General features: G+C 71.5%; 9 protein-coding genes. 8 read left to right on the top strand and 1 reads right to left on the bottom strand.

Going from position 1 to position 19,793, the window contains the following annotated elements:
* The first annotated feature begins 574 nt into the window (after window positions 1–574).
* From ACFVS9_RS13325 to ACFVS9_RS13300, 6 genes are all read left to right on the top strand, one after another.
* Complete coding sequence (locus ACFVS9_RS13325; protein ID WP_389931857.1) at window positions 575–1,516, top strand: sterol desaturase family protein; 942 nt, start codon at window positions 575–577, stop codon at window positions 1,514–1,516.
* A gap of 42 nt (window positions 1,517–1,558) precedes the next feature.
* Window positions 1,559–11,044 carry an amino acid adenylation domain-containing protein gene (locus ACFVS9_RS13320; protein ID WP_389931855.1) on the top strand — a complete coding sequence of 3,162 codons (9,486 nt, stop codon included), beginning with the start codon at window positions 1,559–1,561 and terminating at the stop codon, window positions 11,042–11,044.
* Window positions 11,034–12,716 (top strand): phytoene desaturase family protein, encoded by a 1,683-nt coding sequence (locus ACFVS9_RS13315; RefSeq protein ID WP_389931853.1) that lies wholly within the window; start codon window positions 11,034–11,036, stop codon window positions 12,714–12,716. Before ACFVS9_RS13320 ends, ACFVS9_RS13315 begins: the two co-directional genes overlap by 11 nt.
* Window positions 12,713–14,434, top strand: coding sequence for a phytoene desaturase family protein (locus ACFVS9_RS13310; protein ID WP_383116566.1), 1,722 nt, complete (start codon window positions 12,713–12,715; stop codon window positions 14,432–14,434). The genes ACFVS9_RS13315 and ACFVS9_RS13310 overlap by 4 nt, the downstream gene beginning before the upstream one ends.
* On the top strand, window positions 14,431–15,486 hold the full coding sequence (locus tag ACFVS9_RS13305; protein WP_389931851.1) for an MDR family NADP-dependent oxidoreductase: 1,056 nt from the start codon (window positions 14,431–14,433) through the stop codon (window positions 15,484–15,486). The genes ACFVS9_RS13310 and ACFVS9_RS13305 overlap by 4 nt, the downstream gene beginning before the upstream one ends.
* Before the next feature lie 87 nt (window positions 15,487–15,573).
* Window positions 15,574–16,725, top strand: coding sequence for a cytochrome P450 (locus ACFVS9_RS13300; RefSeq protein ID WP_389932059.1), 1,152 nt, complete (start codon window positions 15,574–15,576; stop codon window positions 16,723–16,725).
* A 45-nt stretch (window positions 16,726–16,770) separates the two neighbouring features.
* On the opposite strand, the gene ACFVS9_RS13295 is transcribed toward ACFVS9_RS13300, so the two are convergent.
* Complete coding sequence (locus ACFVS9_RS13295; RefSeq protein ID WP_389931850.1) at window positions 16,771–17,295, bottom strand: MarR family winged helix-turn-helix transcriptional regulator; 525 nt, start codon at window positions 17,293–17,295, stop codon at window positions 16,771–16,773.
* Window positions 17,296–17,395: 100 nt separating this feature from the next.
* Here ACFVS9_RS13295 and ACFVS9_RS13290 point away from each other — a divergent pair, with 100 nt between their 5' ends.
* Both ACFVS9_RS13290 and ACFVS9_RS13285 read left to right on the top strand, forming a co-directional pair.
* Window positions 17,396–18,901 carry an MFS transporter gene (locus ACFVS9_RS13290; protein ID WP_389931848.1) on the top strand — a complete coding sequence of 502 codons (1,506 nt, stop codon included), beginning with the start codon at window positions 17,396–17,398 and terminating at the stop codon, window positions 18,899–18,901.
* A 244-nt stretch (window positions 18,902–19,145) separates the two neighbouring features.
* The gene (locus ACFVS9_RS13285) at window positions 19,146–19,592 is read left to right on the top strand and encodes a transposase (protein WP_389932057.1); all 447 of its coding nucleotides are present in this window, start codon (window positions 19,146–19,148) and stop codon (window positions 19,590–19,592) included.
* Window positions 19,593–19,793: the final 201 nt, after the last annotated feature.

The following is a 19,793-nucleotide window of genomic DNA, read 5'->3' as shown; positions in this document are numbered from 1 at the left end:
CGCCGGCCCCCCCCCCGCCCCCCCCGCCCCCCCCGCGCGGTTGTAGCCGCTGTCCCGGCGGGGCCCCCGCCCGCCCCCGCCCCGCTCGCTGACCGCCGGGTTCTCCCCAGCTGCCCGTGAGGTATACGCGGGCCCCCGGAATGCCGACTTCGCGCGGGCGCACCGTTCTCCCCTCGGGCGTGCGCCCGGGCGTGAGAAAAGTAAGCGCGGCACGGGAATGCGCCGCCCCGAGGTGCCGGGACGATCCTGCGAAGTAAAGGTTCGCACAAATGAACTTGCCTCGGCTGTGCGAATCGCCTTGCATTACCTCCCCTGGGAAATGAGGTCGGATGATTTCTCCGAGTCGGACGTGATTGAAGCCGTGAGATCGGGAAATGTATTACCTGGGCTGATGGGGCCGCAGGTGTCAGTCCACACCGCGGCCGAATTCCGTCGGGGCTGGATGTCTGAAAAACGTCAATGCAGGGCCAGGGTCGCCCCCTGGGTTCACCGATGCGTCCAAGGCTGCCCTGGCCTGCTCTGATGCGATGCATCGATCCTTCTTCCGGTTAGCGTCTCCTGTCGGGGGTCACGGATGGACGAGTGCGAGCGTGCCGCAGATGGCGAAATCTATTCGGCCGACTTTTCGGTTTCCCGTAGGGGGGTGGTCGGTGATTCCGCAGTCTGTTTCCTCCGTGTGTCCGCTTATCCCGTGCTCCTCCTCGCGGTCATTCTCGTCGGGGTGTTCGCAGTGCGGCAGAAGTGGGATCCGTCATGGGTCAGCCCGCTTTTCCTGCTCGGGGTCATCAGCTATCTCGTCCTCCTGGAGCGGCTGATTCCTTACGACCGGAACTGGCACCCCGAAAAGAAGGAATGGTTCTTCTACGGCGTCTACTTCCTGCTCACCATGGCCGGGAGCGGACTGGCTCAACTGCTCGTCGCGCTGGCCGTCGGCCTCATCTCACCGGCGGAGCCGACCTACCACCTGGGGATCGAGATCCCGGGCGCGCTCCTCACCGGATCGCTCGCCAGCTACCTGGTGCACCGGCTGGGCCATCGCAACCCCTTGCTCTGGCGGCTGCACGGGGTCCACCACGTGCCGGAGAAGGTCAACGTCGCCAACAACGGCGTCAACCACGTGCTGGACATCGTCCTGGCGCAGGGGCTCGTCCAACTGGCCCTGGCACTCGTCGGATTCTCCCGGCCCGCCGTCCTGGTGGTCGGACTCTTCGTCGCCGCCCAGGGCTACTTCGTCCACGCGAACATCGACGTACGCATCGGAGCGCTCAACCATCTGCTGGCCAGTCCCGAGCAGCACCGACTGCACCACAGCACCGATCTGGCCGAAGCCGGCCACTACGGCTCCGACCTGTCGTGCTGGGACCACCTCCTCGGCAGCTTCACCTGGCGCCCCGGCCGCGAACCCGCCGCCGTCGGCCTCCACGACCCCGCCTCCTTTCCCGGAACCGGCGAGATCCTCGCCGCCTTCCTGCACCCCTGGCGGCGCCGACCCTCGCAGGGCTCCCGACCGGAGTGACCGCCGTCCCCTGCCGTTCCACCACGAGTTGAGGAGTTCGACATGTCCGATGCGAACAACCGGACGTCACGGGCCAAGGTGGCGATCGTCGGGATGGGCTGCCGTCTGCCCGGCGGCGCCTCGGACCATCGCACGTTCTGGCGGAACCTGGTGGCGGGCAAGGACTGCATCACGCCCACCCCGCCCGACCGCTACGACGTGGGAACGCTCGGCAGCCGGTACCGCGACAGACCAGGACGCCTCGTCGGTGGCCGCGGCGGATACATCGACGGCTTCGACGAGTTCGACCCCGCGTTCTTCGGCATCAGCCCCCGCGAGGCCGACCACATGGACCCGCAGCAGCGCAAGCTGCTCGAAGTGGCCTGGGAGGCACTGGAGGACGGCGGCCAGCGGCCCGCCGATCTCGCGGGCGGCAACGTGGCCGTCTACGTCGGGGCGTTCACCCTGGACTACAAGATCCTCCAGTTCGCCGACCTCGGCTTCACCTCCCTGGCCGCCCACACCGCGACCGGCACCATGATGACGATGGTGTCGAACCGCATCTCGTACTGCTTCGACTTCCGCGGTCCCAGCCTGTCCGTCGACACCGCGTGCAGCTCCTCCCTGGTGGCCGTCCACCTCGCGTGCCAGGCGCTGAACAACGGGGAGAGCGACCTCGCCCTGGCAGGCGGCACCCTGCTGCACATGGCCCCGCAGTACACCATCGCCGAGACGAAGGGCGGGTTCCTGTCGCCGGAGGGCCGCTCCCGTACGTTCGACGCCGCCGCCGACGGCTACGTACGCGCCGAAGGCGTGGGCCTGGTCGCCCTGAAGCGGCTGGAGGACGCGGTACGGGACGGGGACCGGATCCACGCGGTGATCCTCGGCAGCGGCGTCAACCAGGACGGCCACACCAACGGCATCACCGTGCCCAACCCCGACGCCCAGGTCGACCTGATCCGGCGGGTCTGCGCCGAGGCGGGCATCACCCCGGGAGACCTCCAGTACATGGAGGCGCACGGTACCTCGACCCCGGTCGGCGATCCGATCGAGGCGAGCGCCCTGGCCCGCGCGCTGGCCGTCGGACGGGCCCCGGGCACGCGCGCCTACGTCGGTTCGGTGAAGACGAACATCGGCCACACCGAATCCGCTGCCGGGATCGCCGGCTTGATGAAGACCGTACTGAGCCTCAAGCACCGCGTGATCCCGCCCCACATCAACCTGGAGAACCTCAACCCCGCCATCGACCCGGCCGCCCTGCCCTACGAGATCCCCACCCGGCCCACCGACTGGCCCGACCACGAGGGGCCCGCGCGCGCGGGTGTGAACTCCTTCGGATTCGGTGGCACCAACGCCCATGTCGTCCTGGAGGAGGCCCCGCCCGCCCCGCCGGAGACCTGCCCCGCGCCGCCCGCCCGGCGGTCCTGGAGCCTCCTGCCGCTCAGCGCCCGCAACCCGGACGCCCTGAAGGAGATGGCGGGCGGGATCCGGGGTGAACTCGCGGGTGACAACGGCCCGGCCGTGGCCCTCGACGACCTCGGCCACACCTTGGCCCACCGCCGTCAGCACCTGCCCGAGCGGCTGTCCGTCGTCTACTCCTCGCGCGCCCTCCTGGAGGAGGCGCTCGCCGCCCACGAGCGCGGCGAGCCCCACCCCGGGGTCGTCCACGGCCGGGCCCGGGACGCCGCCGACCGGAAGCTCGCCTGGGTCTTCACCGGCATGGGCCCCCAGTGGTGGGGCATGGGCCGCCAACTGCTGGAGGAGGAACCGGTCTTCCGGGACGCCGTCCTCGCGTGCGACCGGGCGATGCGGGAGTTCGCCGACTGGTCCCTCATCGGGGAGATGACCGCCGACGAGTCCGCCTCCCGGATGAGCGAGACCTGGATCGCCCAGCCCGCGAACTTCGCCGTGCAGGTCGGCCTCACCGCCCTGTGGCGGTCCCACGGGGTGCGTCCCGACGCCGTGGTCGGCCACAGCACCGGCGAGATCGCCGCCTTCCACGCGGCAGGCGTCTACTCCCTGCGGGACGCGGCGAGGATCGTCGTACACCGCAGCCGGCTCCAGCAGACCCTGGCCGGTACGGGCGCCATGCTCGCCGTCAGCCTGTCCGAGGACGAGGCGGAACGCCGGGTACGCCCCTACAGCGACCGCGTCTCCGTCGCCGCCGTCAACAGCCCCACCGCGATCACCCTGGCAGGTGACGAGGCGGCGCTGACCCTGCTGGCCGAGGAGTTGCGGGCCGAGCAGCGGTTCGCGAAGTTCCTCACCGTCGAAGTTCCCTACCACAGCGTCGTCATGGAAAACATCAAGGACGAACTCCTGGACGTACTGGCCCCGTTGGAGCCGCGCCCGGCCGAGGTCCCGTTGTATCTCACGGGAGTCGAGGGCACCGCCCAGGGCGAGGAACTGGACGCCGGCTACTGGTGGAAGAACGTCCGCGACCGGGTGCGCTTCCGGTCAGCGGTCGACCGCATCGCGGGCGACGGACACCGGGTGTTCCTGGAGATCGGCCCGCATCCGGTCCTCGGCCACGCGATCCGCGAATGCCTCGACGCGGCTTCCACGGCCGGGCTCACCCTGCCCTCGATCCGCCGCCAGGAGAACGAGAGCGAACGCTTCGCCGTGTCGCTCGGATCACTCCACACCCTGGGCGTTCCCGTCGACTGGGACCTGCTCCAGCCCGCGGGCCGCCCGGTCACCCTGCCCCGCCACCCCTTCCGGCGCGACCGCCACTGGACGGAGCCGCGCGCGGTGGCCCAGATCCGCCTGGGCCACCGCGACCACCCGCTCCTCGGCCGCCGCACCGACGCCACCGAACCCACCTGGCAGGCCCGACTGGGCACCGAGGACCTGCCGTACCTCGCCGACCACCGCATCCAGGACACCGTGGTCTTCCCCGCCTCCGGCTACCTGGAGATGGCCGCCCAGGCCGTCCTGCGGCTCACCGGAGGCACCACCGCCGTCCTCGCCGACGTCGAACTGCGCAAGGCGCTCTTCCTGCCCGACGGCGAGGACCGCACCGTGGAGGTGTCGCTCTCCCTGGAGGACGCCGCCTTCACCATCGCCTCCCCGACCGCGGAGGACGGGGAGAGGGCCGTGCACGCGAGCGGAATCGTCCGCACCGGCCAGCGCCGCCGGACCACCCCGCCGCTCGACGCCCCCGCCATCCGGGCCAGGTCCCTCCGGCACCTCGAAGGCCCCGACTGCTACACCGCGCTGGCCGCCCTCGGCTACCACTACGGCCCCGCCTTCCAGGCCGTGGAGGAGGTATGGATCGGCACCGGAGAGGTCCTCGCCCGGATCCGCCCGCCCCGGGCGATCGGCGACGCCGCCGCCGGCCACCACCTCCACCCCGTACTCCTCGACGCCTGCTTCCAGACCCTCCTGGCGCCCCTGATCCTCGAAGGACCCGCTCCGGACGCCGGGATCAGACTGCCGCTCTCCCTGGAGGAGGCCGCCCTCGAACCCATCGGCGACCAGCCGTTCTGGGCCCACGCCACCCTCCGGGCCGCCGACGCGGACACCACCCTCGGCGACATCGCCCTGTACGCCGACGACGGCGCCCGGCTGGGCCGCGTCCAGGGCTTCCGCGCCGCCGACGTGGAGAAGGCGGCCACCGCCGTCGCCCGGACCACCATCGACTCCTGGCTCGCCGAGCCCGTCTGGACCGACTGCCCGCCGCTGTCCGCCGAGGACACAAGCACCCTCCCGCAGGGGGAGACGGCGGCCCCCGACACCCCGCCGCAGGACGCGCGCCCCACCGGTGCCGGCGACCGGACCGCGGTGCGCGGAGGCGAGGCGCGACCCGCGTCCACGGCCACCGCACCCGACCTGGACTGGCTGCTCCTCGCCGACGGAGCGGGCGTCGCGGACGCCTTCGCCACCCTGGCCGCAGCCCGTGGCGAACGCTGCCGCCTGGTCCGCCGGGGCGCGGCCTACACCGCCTCCGCCGACGGCCGCACCTACACCGTCGATCCCGCCTCCGACTCCGATCTGCGCTGCCTGCTCGCCGACCTCGACCGTGACGGCGGCCCCTTCCGGGGGCCCGTCCTGCACCTGTGGAACCTCGACGCACCCACCCTCGCCGACTGCGACAGGACCTCGCTGCGCGACCACACCGGCGCGGGCGCGTACTCCCTGATCGTCCTGGCCCGGCTGCTGGCCGCCCGCGGCGGGGGAGGACGCCTGCACATCGTGACCCGGGGAGCCCAGCCCGCCCTGCCCGGCGAGGCGCCCGAACCCCTCGGAGCGCCCGCCTGGGGCATCGGCCGCGTGCTGCGCCACCAGGAGCTCACCGGCCACCCCGGCAAGCTCATCGACCTCGACCCGAGCCGCCGGCCCGGCCCCGACGGCGACCGCGCCGAGGCAGCGGCACTCCTCGCGGAGGTGCTGAGCGCCGACGAGGAGGAGATCGCCCTGCGCGACGGCGGCCGCCGCACCAGCCGCCTCCGCCCCGCCGAGGGCCTGACCCGGCCGCTGCCGCCCCGCCTGCGGGCCGACGGGAGCTATCTCGTCACCGGCGCGTTCGGCGCACTCGGCCGCCTGCTGTGCCGCACGCTCGTACGCCGCGGGGCACGCCGGATCGTGCTGGTCGGCCGCACCCCCGTCCCGGCCCGCGAGAAGTGGGCCGGCGCCGACCCCGCCACCGCCGAGGGCCGGGCCGTGGCCCTGCTCCGTGAGCTGGAGACGCTCGGCGCGCAGCCCGTCCTGGCGACACTCGACATCACCGACGAGGACGCCCTGACCGGCTGGCTCGACGCCTACCGGCACAGCGGAGCACCGCCCGTGCACGGGGTGTTCCACCTCGCCGGCCAGGTCCGCGACACCCTCGTCGCCGACCTCGACCGGTCCGCCTTCGACGCCGTCCACGACCCCAAGACCGTCGGCGCCCACCTCCTGCACCGGCTCCTGCGGGACGAACCCCTCGAACACTTCGTGCTCTTCGCCTCCATCGCCTCGTTGCTGACCACGGCCGGCCAGACCAACTACGCCGCCGGGAACGCCTTCCTGGACGCCCTCGCCCACCACCGCCGCGCCCAGGGACTGCCCGCGCTCAGCCTCGACTGGGGCCCCTGGGCCACGGGGATGATCGAGGAGCTCGGCCTGGTCGACCACTACCTGTACAGCCGGGGCATGAGTTCGCTCTCCCCGGACGCCGGCATGGCCGTCCTGGAACGGGTCATCGGCCAGGACCACGCCCAGCTGGTCGTCGCCACCGTCGTCGACTGGCCCGTCTTCCTCGCCTGGTACCCGTCCCCGCCACCGCTGGTCGCCGACCTTGCGGCAGCCGCCGCCCCGCCACGCGACGCCGGCTCCGGCAACGGATTCCTGGACACCTTCCGCGCCGCGGACCCGCAGACCCGCCGCACCCTGGTCACCGAACGGTTCGCCGCGCTCTCGGCCACCGTGCTGCGCACCGGCGCCGACCGCATCGACCCCGCCACCGGCCTCGGCGATCTCGGGCTCGACTCGCTCCTCGCCATGGAACTGCGGGCCCGCATCCTCGCCGAACTCGGCGTCGCCCTGCCCGTGGTCGCCCTGCTCAGCGGCACCCCCGCCGGAGAGCTTGCCGCCCAGCTCCACGACGGCCTCACCACCCTCGCCGCCTCGGCGGACGACCCCGACGGGACGACGGGCGCGGTCGAACTCCACACCGACGAACGGCAGTACCCGCTGACCCAGAACCAGAAGGCGCTCTGGTTCCTCAAACACCTCAACCCCGACGGTTACGCCTACAACATCGGCGGGGCCGTCGAGGTCGAGATCGCCCTCGACCCGGACCTGATGTTCGAGGCCGTCCGCCGCCTCATCGCCCGCCACCCGGCGCTGCGCACCAATTTCCTCCTGGTGGACGGGCAGGCCGTGCAGCGGGTCTCCGAGGACGGCCCGAGCGACCTCGCCCTCTTCGACGTCCAGGGCGAGGACTGGGAGAGCATCCACGCGACGATCGTCCAGGAGTACCGCAAGCCCTACGACCTCGCCCAGGACCCCCTGGTCCGCTTCCGCCTCTTCAAGCGGGGCCCGGACCGCTGGATCATCATGAAGGCCGTCCACCACATCGTCTCCGACGCCATCTCCACCTTCACCTTCATCGAGGAACTCCTCGCGGTGTACGAGGCGTTGCGACGCGGCCAGGAACCCCGGCTGCCGACGGCCGAGGCCCGCTACCTCGACTTCCTCAACCAGCAGAACGCATTCCTGGCCGGGCCCGAGGCGGCCGGCATGCTCGACTACTGGCGCTCCCACCTGCCTGCCGAGGTCCCGCTCCTGGACCTCCCCGTCGACAAGCCCCGCCCGGCCGTGCAGACCCACAACGGGGCCTCCGAGTTCTTCGTCCTCGACACGGAGCTCAGCGCCCGCGTCCACGCGCTGGCCCGCGCCCACGGCGTCACCCCGTTCATGGTGCTGCTCAGCACCTACTACCTCCTGCTGCACCGCTACTCCGGGCAGGACCACATCGTCGTCGGCAGCCCGGTGACCGGCCGCACCCGGCAGGACTTCGCCTCCGTCTACGGCTACTTCGTCAACCCGCTGCCGCTCCACGCCGACCTGTCCGAGGACCCCACCGTCGCCGAACTGCTCCAGCAGGTACGCCGGACCGTACTCGGCGGGCTGGACAACCAGGAGTACCCCTTCGTCCTCCTCGTCGAGGAACTGGGCCTCCAGCACGACCCCAGCCGCTCCGCCGTCTTCCAGGCGATGTTCATCCTGCTGACCCACAAGGTGGCCACCGAGCAGTACGGCTACCGCTTGGAGTACATCGAACTACCGGAGGAGGAAGGGCAGTTCGACATAACACTGTCCGTCTACGAGGACGAGGCCGAGGGCCGCTTCCACTGCGTGTTCAAGTACAACACCGACCTCTTCCTCCCCGAGACCATGCGCCGCATGGCCGCCCACTACACCCGGCTCCTTGACCGGCTGACCCACGCCCCGGGCGAACAGCCCGCCTCCCGGCTGCAGATGCTCGACGACCGGGAGAGGGAACAGCTCCTCCAGGAGTGGAGCCGCCCGGCCCTGCCGCCCGCCGCACCCACGGAGGACGAGCCCTTCACCCCGGTCCAGGCACTGATCGGCCGCATCGCCGCCGAACACCCCGCCGCCATCGCCGTGACCACGCCCTCCCCGCGCGGCCAGGCGCACCGGCTGACCTACGCGGAGCTGGTCCGGCGGGCCGACGACACCGCCGCCCGGCTGCGTACGCTCGGCGTCGGCGAAGGCTCGGTCGTCGTACTGTGCCTGGAGAAGTCACCCGAGCTGATCATCGCCCTGCTGGCCGTGCTCAAGGCCGGCGCCGCCTACCTCCCGCTGCGCCCCGACCATCCGGCCGACCGGCTCGCCCACCTCGTCCCGGCCACCGGTGCGCAACTCGTCCTCGTGGCGGACGACGCCGTGCCGGAGCGGACCGGAGCCCTGACCGTCCCCACGCTGACCCTCGGCGCGCTCGCCCGCACCGCCCCGCACCCCGACGGACCGGCGGCCGGACCCGGTCCCGACTCGCCCGCGTACGTCATCACCACCTCCGGCTCCACCGGCCGCCCGAAGGCCGTCCGCGTCAGCCACGGCAACCTCGCCTCCGCGTACGCCGCCTGGCAGCAGGAATACCGGCTGGAGACCGATGTCCGGGTGCACCTCCAGATGGCCGAACCGTCCTTCGACGTGTTCACCGGTGACCTCACGCGCGCCCTGTGCTCGGGCGGCACCCTCGTCCTGGCCGACCGCGACCTCCTCTTCGACACCACGCGCCTCTACCGGACGATGCGTCAGGAACGTGTCGAATGCGCCGAGTTCGTCCCCGCGGTCGTGCGCGGCCTGATGGACCACTGCGCACGCGAGGGGCTGCGGCTGGACTTCCTGCGGCTCCTGGTGGTGGGCTCGGACGCCTGGAGCGTGGGGGAGTACCGCCGACTGGCCGAGCTGTGCGGGCCCGGCACCCGCCTCGTCAACTCCTACGGTCTCACCGAGGCCACCATCGACAGCGCCTGCTTCGAAGGACCCGTCGACGACCTGGAGCCCGGCGCCATGGTCCCCATCGGCCGCCCCCTCGCCAACAGCACCCTCCACGTCCTCGACACCCACGGCGAACCGGTCCCGCCCGGAGTCCCCGGCGAACTCTGGATCGGCGGCCAGGGAGTCGCCCTCGGCTACGCCGGAGACCCCGAGCAGACAGGCGAGCGCTTCGTCACCCGCGCCCTCGGCCGCGGCGCCCGCCCCGAACGCCTCTACCGCACCGGCGACATCGCCCGCTGGGACGCCCACGGCCGGGTCCACCTGCTCGGCCGGACCGACGGCCAGGTCAAACTGCGCGGCCACCGCATCGAGATCGGTGAGATCGAGGCCCACCTGGCCCAGTGGCCCCCGCTCACCCGGGCCGTCGTCACCGTGCGCACCGACACCGGGGGAGACGCGGTGCTCTGCGCCTACTGCGTGACCGCGCCCCGCACCCCCCTGGACGTCCGTGCCCTGCGCCGCCACCTGGCCCGCTCGCTGCCCTCGTACATGATCCCGTCCCACTTCGTCGAACTGCCCACCCTGCCGCTGACGCCCAACGGCAAGGTCGACACGGCAGCCCTGCCGGCCCCCCTGGCCGAGGCGGGGGACCGGCCCCACGAGGAACCGGCGACCCTCTACGAGACCAGTGTCGCCCGGCACTGGAAGACCCTCCTGGGGCGTGAACAGGTCGGCCTGGAGGACGACTTCTTCGAGCTCGGCGGCAGCTCGATCAAGCTCATCGAACTCCTCCACCACCTGCGCACCGAGTTCGGCGTCGGCGTCCCCGTCAGCAGGCTCTACCAGGTCACCACCCTGCATGGCATGGCCGCCACCGTCGAGGACGTACTGCACGGCACCAGCGCCGAGGAACTGCCCCTCCTCACCTTCAACGCCGGACAGCACCCCCACCTCTTCTGCTTCCCGCCCGCAGGCGGCCACGGCCTCGTCTACCGGGGCCTGGCCGCACACCTCCCCGACCACACCGTCATCGGCTTCAACTACCTGCCCGGCGACGACAAGACCGCCCGGTACGCCGACCTGGTCGAGACCGCCCAGCCCGACGGCCCCTGCCGGCTCCTGGGCTACTCACTCGGCGGCAACCTGGCCTTCGAGACCGCCAAGGAGCTGGAGCGCAGGGGACGCCGCGTCGACCACGTCGTCATCCTCGACTCCCGCCGCATCCTCACCACCTACGAACCGGACGCCTCCGGCATCGCCGCCTTCGAGAGCGAACTCGCCGAACACCTGCGCAAACACACCGGGTCCGAAGCCGTCGCCCAGGAGACCCTCGCCCACGCCGCCGAATACCTCGCCTTCTGCGGGCGCACCCCCAACACCGGCACCGTCACCGCGGCGGTCAGCGTGATCACCGACGAGGACAAGGCCGCCCTCTACGCCGCCGGGGAACTGGGCACCTGGCACGGCAGCTCCACCGCCGCCACCGCCGTGCTCCGCGGCTCCGGCACCCACGCCGACATGCTCGACGCCAAGCACCTGCCCAGAAACGCCGAACTGGTGCGCTCCGTCCTGACGGGAGACGCGGCCCATGGCGGATGAGGACGAGAGCGACTGGACCAGCAGGCGACGCACGCCGGGCACCCCGCCCCGCGTCATCGTCGTCGGCGCGGGCATGGCCGGCCTCTCCACCGGCTGCTACGCCCAGATGAGCGGAGCCAGGACGCGCATCTTCGAGAAGCACGTGCTGCCCGGCGGCTGCTGCACCGCCTGGTCGCGCGAGGGATACCTCTTCGACTACTGCATCGAGTGGCTCATCGGCACCGCCCCGGGCAACGACGCCCGGCAGGTGTGGAACGAACTCGGCGCCCTGGACGGCAAGTCGGTGACCAACTTCGAGCTGTTCAACAAGGTCGAGGACGAACACGGCCGGTCGGTCACCTTCTACAACGACCCCGACCGCCTGGAAGCACACCTCCTGGAACTCTCACCCGCCGACGCCCCCCACATCCGGGCCTTCACCCGAGACCTGCGGCGCTTCGTCGACATCGAGCTGTACCCGTTCCTGACCGCGCCCGCCCTGCGGACCGTACGGGAGAGGGCCGAGACCCTGCGCACGGTGCTCCCCGCCTTCCGCCTGTTCTGGCGGACCGCCGCCACCCCGATGCACGTCTTCGCCGACCGGTTCCAGGACCCGCTGCTGCGCAAGGCGTTCCGCAACATCTTCTTCCAGGACCCGGAAGGCTTCCCGCTGCTGCCGTACCTCTTCAACATCGCCGCCGCCCACCACGGCAACGCCGGTTTCCCGCAAGGCGGTTCGCTCGGCCTCGCGCGCTCCGTCGAGGAGCGCTACCGCAACCTCGGCGGCACGGTCACCTACCGCGCCCGCGCGGAACGGATCCTGATCGAGAACGACCGGGCGATCGGCATCGAACTCCGCAACGGGAAACGGTACTTCGCCGAGCACATCGTCTCCGCCTGCGACGGCCACACCACTGTCTACGGCCTCCTCGCCGGCCGGTACACCGGCCCCCGCATCGACAAGCTGTACACCGACCTCCTGCACCGCCCCGGCACCCTCTTCCCCGCCGTCGTCTCCGCCTTCGTCGGCCTGCGCGGAGACCTGGACCCCGGCGAGGCGCACAGCACCACCCACCTCCTCGGCCCCGACGACGCGGGAAACCTGCCCGGCGCACTCCAGGACAGCCTCGTCATCCAGGCGCGCTCCCGCTACTCCGGCGGCTTCGCCCCGCCGGGCCACTCCGTCCTGCACTGCACCTACTTCAGCGACTACGCCCACTGGAAGGACCTGCGCACCCGCAACCGCAAGGAGTACCGCCGGCGCAAACGAGAAGTCGCCGACTTCGTCCGGGACTTCCTGGAGCGCCGCACCCCCGGCATCGCCGACCGCATCGACGTCATGGAGGTCGCCACGCCCGCCACGACCCACCGCTACACCGGCAACCTGGACGGTTCCATCCTCGCCTGGAAGGCGTTCTCGGAGGCCGACGACGTCGCGGCGCGGCTGGTCGGCAAGGACCGCATGCGGCTTCCGGGCCTCAGCGGCTTCTCCATGGCCGGCCAGTGGGTCGGGATGGGCGGCCTGATCCGCGCCGCCTCCACCGGCCGCTTCGCCGTGCAGTACCTCTGCCGCGAACTCGGCCTGGAGTTCAGCGCCTGGGAGAGCAAGGGCACCGAGCCGTGGCACCCCGGGAAGCTGGGCCACCTGCCGCAGCTCGACCGGTGGTCGGCCCGGGAGAGCGAGGACTCATGAGCCGCGGCACGAGGCGATCGGGGCAGGACGGCGCCCGGCCCCGGGAAACGATGATCATCATCGGGGCCGGTCTCGGCGGCCTCTCCACCGGCTGCTACGCCCAGATGAACGGCTACCGCACCCGCATCCTGGAGATGCACGAGATGCCCGGCGGCTGCTGCACCGCCTGGGAGCGCGGCGGCTACACCCTGGACGCCTGTGTCAGCTGGCTCCTGGGCAGTGGCCCCGGCAACGAGATGCACCAGATCTGGCTGGAACTCGGAGCCCTCCAGGGCAAGGAGATCCGCCACTTCGACGTCTTCAACATCGTGCGCGGCACCGACGGCCGGGCCGTCCACTTCTACTCCGACCCCGACCGGCTCGAAGCCCACCTCATCGCCCTCTCACCCGCCGACGCCCGCCTGGTGCGCACGTTCTGCGGGCAACTGCGCAGCTTCCGCAAGGCCCTCGCGGTCTACCCGTTCCTCAAGCCCGTCGGGCTGATGGGGCGAAGGGAGCGGTGGCGGATGCTCGCCTCGTTCCTGCCCTACTTCAACTCCGTCCGCACCACCATCACCGTCCTGATGAGCGACTTCTCGGCGCGGTTCAAGGACCCGCTGCTGCGGGAGGCGTTCAACTTCATCCTGTACGAGAAGCACCCGGCCTTCCCCGTCCTCCCGTTCCACTTCCAGCTCGCCTCGCACGCCAACCTGTCCGCGGGCGTCCCCGAAGGCGGCTCCCTCGGGCTCGCCGAGTCGATCGAGGCCCGCTACCGGCGGCTCGGCGGCGAGGTCTCGTACAACACGAAGGTCGAGTCGGTGATCGTCGAGGACGACCGGGCGGTCGGCGTCCGGCTCAGCGACGGCGGCGAACTGCGCGCCGACATCATCGTGTCGGCCTGCGACGGCTACACCACGACCATGAAGTTCCTGAAGGGCGAGTACCTCGGCGAGGACTACCGCAAGCTCTACACCGAGACCATCCACGAACCCGGCATGGTCTTCCCCGGCTACTTCACCCTCTTCCTCGGCCTGTCCCGTCCCTTCCCGCAGGGCGCTCCCTGCACGACGCACCTCCTCGACGAGGCCATGGCGGCCGAGCTGACCGGCATCCGCCACTCCAGCATCAACGTCCAGTTCCGCAGCAGCCACTACCCCGAGCTGTCCCCGGACGGCACCACCGTCGTCTACGCCACCTACTTCTGCGACATCGCCCCCTGGCGGGCCCTGGACGAGGGCCCCGAACAGGTCACCCGCACCCGCGGCGGCCAGGAGCTGCACACCCTGCCCGTCCGCCACGGACGCGGCTACTACGCGGCGAAACGCCGGGCCCGCGAGGCACTCATCGGCTTCCTGGACCAGCGCTACCCCGGCCTGCGGGACGCCATCGTCGTCCGCGACGTCTCCAGCCCCCTCACCCAGGTCCGCTACACCGGCAACTACGACGGCACCGTCCTGGGCTGGCAGCCCTTCGTCGAGAGCGGCGAGACCCTCGAGGAACTGATCAAGAAGCACGGTCCGGGCCTCCCCGGACTGCGCGACTTCTACCAGTCCGGGGTCTGGGCCACCACCGGCGGCCTCATCCGGGCCGCCGCCGCCGGCCGCCACGTCATGCAGTTCGTCTGCCGCGACGACGGCAGACCCTTCACCGCGTCCCTCGACCTCACCGCACCCCCGCCGACCCATCGCGTCATCCCCGTGCCCGTTCACCCCGCCGCACCGACGGAGAGGAAGTCATGAAGATCGCCAAATGGGTGGTCCGCGAACACGTCGAAGGGGTCCCCGACGTGGACCGCGTCTACGAGAAGGTCGTCGAGAACGTCGACGTCGCCCTCGCCCCCGACGAGATGCTCCTGCGCACCCGGTACGTCTCCGTCGACCCCTACCTCCAGGGCATCGCCCTCGACACCCCCATCGGCGGACACATGGGCGCCGACTCCATCATGGAGGTGGTGGAGGCGGGGCCGGACGCCGCCCACCGCGTCGGCGACCTCGTCCAGGGCTTCGGCGGCTGGCGCACCCACCTGATCTCCACCGGCGCGGCCGAACTCTGGCAGACCGGTACCTTCCCGATGGTCTTCCCCGACTTCCGCCGGCTCGACCCGGCCTGGTACGACGACGCCCTGCCGCTGCCGACCGCCCTCAGCGTGATGGGCGGCCCCGGCATGACCGCCTGGGGCACCCTCACCAAGTACATGACGATCAAGCCCGGCGACACCCTCGTCATCAGCGGGGCCTCCGGAGCGGTCGGCGCCCTCGTCGGCCAGCTCGCCGCACTCGAAGGCGCCCGGGTGATCGGCACCACCTCCTCCCCGGAGAAGGCCGAGCGCCTCACCGCGCTCGGCTTCCACACGGTGATCGTCTACCGGCACGGCGACACGGCGGACAGCGTCCGCGAGGCGCTGGAACAGGCCGCCCCGGACGGCGTCGACCGGTACTTCGACAACCTCGGCGGCACGGTCACCGACGCGGTGTTCCCCCTCCTCAACGTCGGCGCCCAGGTGGCGGTCTGCTGGCAGTGGGCGACCCAGGTCGGCAACGAGTACGCCGGCCCCCGCCTCCTGCCGTACCTCATGTTCCCGCGCGCCACCGTCCGCGGCATCTTCTCCCTGGAATGGTTCACCGACGAGAACTGGCGGGACCTGCACACCCAGCTGGGCGGCCAGGTCCGGCGCGGGGAGGTCGTCTGCGACCACACCCTGCACCACGGCTTCGACAACATCCCCGCCGCCTACGCCAGCCTCTACGCCGGGCACGCGGCCAACCGGGGCAAGGTCCTCATCGAGCTGTGACCCCGCCCGCTCCCCGCACGCGCCCGACGGCCCGTTCCAGGAGGTACGTTGTCCGCCACCGAGCCCGCCCCTCCCGCGAAGGTGCCCATGCACCGCCTGCACTTCGACGAACCGGGGCCGCCCCGTCCCGCCGAACTGCCCGGCGGCGCCCCCGCCTGGCTGGTCAGCCGCTACGCCGACGTCCGCCAGGTGCTCTCCGACCCGAGGTTCGGCCGGGCCCTGCTGTACGCACCCGACGCACCGGCCCTCTCCGACGTACCCGACCTCGTGAACAGCCCCGACCTGATGTTCAACCAGGACGGCCCCGACCACCTGCGACTGCGCCGGACACTGAGCCGCGCGTTCACCCCGCGGGCCGTCGCCCGCTGGCGTCCGTGGATCGAGGCGATCGTGGAAGATCTCCTCGACCGGCTGGAAGCCTCGCCGCAACCGGCCGACGTGGTGGCGGAGTTCACCCTCCCCCTGCCGGTGGCGGTGATCAGCCGGCTGATGGGGCTGGACGAACAGGCGTGGGACCGGATGCGGTACTGGAGCGAGCACGCCTTCTCCGACGGGACCCACGACAGTGCGCAGGTGGCGTGCGCACTCAAGGAGTTCCGGGCCTTCGGCGCGGAACTCCTCACCGAGCGGCGGCGGACTCCCGGCGACGACCTGATCAGCGGGCTGGCCGCGGCCGCCGACCAGGAAGGGGGCGTCCCCGAGACCCACCTGGTCGGCCTCGTTTGCGGCCTGGTCGTCGGCGGCCACGACAGCACCATGACCATGCTGGGCAACGCACTGCTCTACCTCCTGGGCGAACGTCCGGGGACGTGGCCCCGCCTCGGTGCCGACGAGGAGGCCGCCGGGCGTCTGGCGGACCGGATCATCCACCTCGTCCCCCTGGGTGACGACCGCGGCAGCGCCCGGCACGCCGCCACGGATGTCGAGGTCGGCGGCGTGACGATCCCGGCCGGCTCGATCGTGCTCGCCGACTGCGGCATGGCCAACCGCGACCCCGAGGTCTTCCCGCCCGCCACCCTCCACGACCTGTTCGCGCCGCTGGAGGCCCCCACGCTCTCCTTCGGCGCCGGCCCCCACTACTGCCTCGGCGCCTGGCTCGCCCGCACCGAGCTCCAGCTCGCCCTGCACCGGCTGGCCGCCCGCTTCCCCGGCCTTCGCCTGGCCGACCCCATGGACACGGTCTCCTGGCGCACCGGCACGACCTCCCGCAGCCCCCAGCGGCTCGCCGTCGGCTGGTAGCCGCACGGTGACCGTCGCGGCCCTCACCCACCGGGTGCAAGCCGGTCAGCGGGCCTGCCCGTCAGGGGCGCGGGGGGAGCGTCGTGCCACCGGATCCCGTTCCGCGAGGTGGCTGTCCATGGCGGTGTTCAGGTCGGCCATGAACACCTCGAACTGTTCCAGGACCCCGGGCGGATAAGGGGACATCGTGGCGTCGAGACGGTGCGCGAGCGGGCCGAAGAACTCGTCCGCCCTTTCCTGGATGTGGCTGCCGCTGCGCAGCGTGACGATGCGCCGGTCGGAGTGCTCACGGGCGCGGGTGATGTGCCCCGCCGCTTCGAGACGGTTCAGGAGCGCGGTGGTGGCGCCCGTGGACAGGGGAATGCGCTCGCTCAGCCGCGCCGGGGACAGGGGAGTGCCACGTTCCTCGGCGGCGGCGATCTCCAGGACCGCGGTCGCGTCCGTGGAGTGCAGGCCCAACCAGGCGGCGAAGCGCCGGCTGAGTTCGGCGTAGTGACCGCCGTAGACCCTCAACGCCTCCATCAGCCGCTCACGCCGCTCCGCAACGCCGTCGCGCACGGCTTCCTCCATGCCGACCTCCACCCTTCTGTCCTTCCGTACGGTCCACGCAGTCCCTGCGCTTTGACAACCTACCGTCACCACTTTACCTTCACCGTGGAACTATTTTACCATGGAGGTAACTGCTGTGCGCGACCCGTCTCCCACCCCCGACACGAACGCCGGGCCCTACCGGTGGCGATGGCTGATCCTGGTGGTGATGATCGTCGCGGAGATCATGGACCTCCTGGACGCCTCGATCGTCAACGTCGCCGGACCGGATCTGGAGGAGTCCCTCGGTGCCGGTTCCGTCGGACTGCAATGGGTCATCGGCGGCTACGCCCTCACCCTGGGGGCAGGACTCGTACTCGGCGGCAGACTCGGCGACCGCTACGGCCGGCGCCGGATGTTCCTGATCGGCCTGACGGCCTTCACCACCGCCTCGCTGCTGTGCGCGGTCGCGCCGAACATCGAATCACTGATCGCCTTCCGCCTGCTCCAGGGCACCGCTGGGGCGATGCTCCTGCCCCAGGGCCTGGGCCTGCTGCGCGAGAACTTCTCCGGGCCCGAACTCACCAAGGTCTTCGCGATCTTCGGCCCCGTCCTTGGCCTGGGCGGGATCATCGGCCCGGTCCTCGGCGGCTTCCTCATCGAGGGCGACTTCTTCGGCCTGGGCTGGCGGTCCGTGTTCCTGGTCAACCTGCCCATCGGCATCGCGGCACTGATCGTCGCCGCGAAGTTCGTCCCCCCGAAGGCCGGCGACCGCACGGTGCGGGTCGACATGACCGGAGCCGCCCTGGTCGTGGCGTCGTGCGCCCTGCTGGTGCTGCCGCTGAACCAGGGGCAGGAGAACGGCTGGCCGCTGTGGACATGGCTCTGCCTGGCCGCCTCCACGGCCGGGTTCGCCCTGTTCGCCCTCCAGCAGCGCCGCACATCCGCGGCAGGGCGTGAGCCGCTGGTCACCCCCGGCCTGCTGCGCAAGCCCGCCTTCACCGTCGGGCTCGGCGGCATCGCCCTGTTCTTCGGCGGCCTGATCGGCACCCAGCTCGTGCTCACCCTCTTCCTCCAGATCGGCCGGCACTTCAGCGCCGGTGACGCGGGACTCGGCAACCTGCCGCTCGCCATCGGCACCGCGATCGGCGGAGCCGTCAGCGGCGCGTTCCTCGCCGACAGGATCGGGCGCAAGGTGCTCCAGATCGGTCCGCTGATCCAGCTCGCCGGAGCGGTCGTCCTGTGGTTCGAGCTGGACCGCCTCAGCGCCGTCTCGTTCTCCGTCTGGGACATCGTCCCCGGCATCACGGTGGCGGGAATCGGGGCGGGCATGGTGATCGCCGCCCTCTTCAGTTTCATCCTCGCCGCGGTCGACGACGACGAGATCGGCTCCGCCTCCGGCGTGCTGTCGGCGGTGCAGGCGGTCGGCGGCTCCATCGGCGTGGCGGTCTTCGGATCGGTGTTCTTCGCCCAGGCCAGGATTGGTGACTTCACGAGCGGCTTCCAGCGTGCGCTGATCGTCCAGGGATGTCTGCTGGTGGCGTTCCTCGCGATCACCTTCCTGCTGCCCAGACAGGGACGCCCCGAAGAAGAGCAGCACGGCGTCACCGCCGAGGCCTCCACCGACGCCCGGCACGCCGCCGTGTGACGCGGTCCGGGAGCCGCCGGGCCGCCCGGCGCGACGGGTCCCTGAATCGCCGCGCCATCGGACGGGACCAGGCAGGGGCCCGAGGGGCACGCCCCCCGGAAAGGCCCGAGGGGCGTGCCCGGTCGCGGCGTGGAAGCACACGCTCCCTCGAACGGCGGCTTGCCCACTCCGCCCCGGCGCGCCGAGATGGTGCCCGCCCGGTCCGACGTCCGGTCCGGGCTTCGCGAGGGAGGTACCGGTGAGGATGTTCACGGCGGGGGAGACGGTCGTCCGGCGCGACGTGCACCGCTCGGGCCGTGTGGACCGAGCAGGCGCTACGCGTTGTCGCCGACGCCAGCGAGGTGCCGGTGGAGAACGTCGTCGGGGACACCGGCTCGCCGGCAGCGGCCCGGCGTTCCCACTCCCCCGGAAGCCCATGTCGATCGTGGTGACCGCTGGGCAGCGCGGAGACTTGCCGCACTTCGAACCGGTGCTGGAGAAGGTCCGCGTGCCCCGCATCGGGCCGGGTCGGCCACGCGTCCGCCCCCATCGCGTGCGGGCCGACAAGGCGTACGCCTCCCGCAAGAACCGCGCCTACCTGCGCCGTCGCGGAATCCGCTGCACCATCCCGGACAAGACCGACCAGGCGCGCAACCGCAAGAAGCTCGGCTCCCGCGGCGGCCGGCCGCCTTACTTCGACCCGGCCGACTAGCGCGAGCGCCACGCGGTCGAGTGCGGCATCAACCGCCTCAAGAGACACCGTGCCGTGGCGACGAGATACGACAAACTCGCGGTCCGCTACGAGGCAACTGTCCTCGTCGCGGCCATCAACGAATGGCTGTAGTCCGCATGCGCCTGCCGTTCGTGAAGCACCTGGGATCGAGCACAGTAGTGCGTTACCTGCCGATGGAAC

It is taken from the genome of Streptomyces sp. NPDC058008, assembly GCF_042886395.1.
Taxonomy (GTDB): Bacteria; Actinomycetota; Actinomycetes; order Streptomycetales; family Streptomycetaceae; genus Streptomyces.
This window is presented reverse-complemented; position numbering and strand designations above follow the sequence as displayed.